Below are 2,017 nucleotides of genomic sequence, written 5' to 3'. Positions count from 1 at the left end.
GCTCAGTCCGGGACGCTGGTCTGCAGCGCCAGCGCGTGCAGCACGCCGCCCATATTGCCCTTCAGCGCGTCATAGACCATCTGGTGCTGCTGGACGCGGCTCTTGCCCCGGAAACTCTCCGCAACGACCTCGGCCGCGTAGTGGTCGCCGTCGCCGGCGAGATCACGGATCGTCACCTTGGCGTCCGGAATGCTTTCCTTGATCAGTTTTTCGATGTCGTGGGCATCCATTGCCATGGCAAAATCCTGTTTCAAGCGGGCAGGCCGGGTATGTGACTCGGAGGGAGCCTAAAGCCTTTCCCGCCCGGATTGAAGCCGTTCCGTCAGGTGATGCGGCCTAGGAATTTTCCTGGCTCGGATGAACCACGCCGTCTTCGGTGATGTCATCGCGCGTTGAATAGGCGCGGCCAAGGCTGAAAACCAGCACGTAGAGTGGGATGTTGATCAACAGGCTGACGATCGGAAGGTAGCTCGTCATCTGCCATGCGGCGGAGAAGAAGGGCCGGCCGTAGCCGTCGCAGGTCAAGGACGTGCCATAGTCCCAAATCGCTCCGATCGTCGTGGCGACGGCAAAGAGCTTGATGCAGATCGCGACATGCCTTGCCCGCGCCGGCTCCGGAGAAAGCCTGTTCCACAGCAAGAGGCAGACGACCGGAACCGCGTAGATCAAGGTCTGCATGACGAGCATCGGCAGCGTGCCGTTGGCCGCGGCAAGGAATTGCGCGCGAGTCTCCAGCAGCGGACAGACCTCGCTCGAGGTTGTCGACAGCAGGAACAGCACGAACGGTCCGAGAAACCAGAAGAAGAACAGGCAAGGCCAGAAGACGACTGCGATCAGCGCCTTCGCGGTGAGCCTCGTCAACTGGCCTGGTCCATGAAGCGCGGGAACCAGCCCTCATGGGCGGCGGTCAATTCGCTGACCGGGATCGACCGTGCCTCGCCAAGCTTCAAGTCACGGCCGCCGGTGGTGCCGACCCAGGGCGCGAAGATGCCGAGCTTGCCCTGCTGCTCGCGGATCCTGTCCCATTCGCCGCTTTGCGGGTCGATCGACAGCGTCAGCAGGTAGCGGCCCTGGTCCTCGCCGAACCAGACCGGGATCGGATCGGTGCCGGTAAGCCCCGGGATGGTGGCGCCGATGCCGGAGGCCATCGCCATCTCCGCCAGCGCCACGGCCAGGCCACCGTCGGAGACGTCATGGGCGGCGGTGACGATGCCGGAAGCGATCAGCGCGCGCACATGGTCGCCGACGCGCTTCTCATGGTCGAGGTCGACGGGTGGCGGCGGACCGTCGGCACGGCCGTGGATGTCGCGCATATAGACGGACTGGCCGAGATGGCTGCCCCATGTCGGCGGCGCGCCGACCAGCACGATCATCTGGCCCTCGGCGGCAAAGCCGATGCGCGCCATCTTCGACCAGTCGGCGATGAGGCCGACGCCGCCGATGGTCGGCGTCGGCAGGATGCCGCGGCCGTTGGTTTCGTTGTAGAGCGAGACATTGCCGGAAACGATCGGGAAGCCGAGCGCGCGGCAGGCATCGCCGATGCCTTTGATGGCGCCGACGAACTGGCCCATGATCTCAGGCCGTTCGGGATTGCCGAAATTGAGGTTGTCGGTGGCGGCGAGCGGCAGGGCGCCGGTTGCGGTGAGATTGCGCCAGCATTCGGCGACGGCCTGCTTGCCGCCCTCGTATGGGTCGGCCTCGCAATAGCGCGGCGTGACGTCGGAGGAGAAGGCGAGCGCCTTGGTCGGATGGCCTTCGACGCGCACGACGCCGGCATCGCCGCCGGGCAGCTGCAGCGAATTACCCTGGATCAGCGTGTCGTACTGCTCCCACACCCAGCGGCGCGAGGAGAGGTCCGGTCCGCCGAGCATTTTCAGCAGCGCGTCGGCGACATCGGCCTTGGGCGCATCGTTCGCGGCAAGCGGCGCCGGCTTCTTCACCTCGACCCAGGGGCGGTCATACTCCGGCGCCTGGTCGCCCAGCTCCTTGATCGGCAAGTTGGCGACCTCGTCGCCCT

General features: G+C 65.5%; 3 protein-coding genes. All 3 read right to left on the bottom strand.

Annotation, left to right across the window (positions count from 1 at the left end; genetic code table 11):
- Positions 1-2: 2 nt before the first annotated feature.
- The gene (locus EOD07_RS32380) at positions 3-236 is read right to left on the bottom strand and encodes a BolA family transcriptional regulator (protein WP_040981261.1); all 234 of its coding nucleotides are present in this window, start codon (positions 234-236) and stop codon (positions 3-5) included.
- Positions 237-336: 100 nt separating this feature from the next.
- On the bottom strand, positions 337-861 hold the full coding sequence (locus EOD07_RS32375) for a hypothetical protein (RefSeq protein ID WP_127238145.1): 525 nt from the start codon (positions 859-861) through the stop codon (positions 337-339).
- On the bottom strand, positions 858-2,017 hold a 1,160-nt coding region (locus EOD07_RS32370), incomplete at its 5' end, for an AIR synthase related protein (RefSeq protein ID WP_245470579.1). The genes EOD07_RS32370 and EOD07_RS32375, both read right to left, overlap by 4 nt.

Source organism: Mesorhizobium sp. M2C.T.Ca.TU.002.02.1.1 (genome assembly GCF_003997225.1).
Note: the sequence above shows the minus strand (reverse complement) of the source record. Positions and strands in the feature narration are given on the sequence as shown.

Bases quoted from the DNA above. Each gene is read 5' to 3' on its own strand.
- EOD07_RS32380 (WP_040981261.1), bottom strand. From the start codon at position 236: ATGGCAATGGATGCCCACGACATCGAAAAACTGATCAAGGAAAGCATT.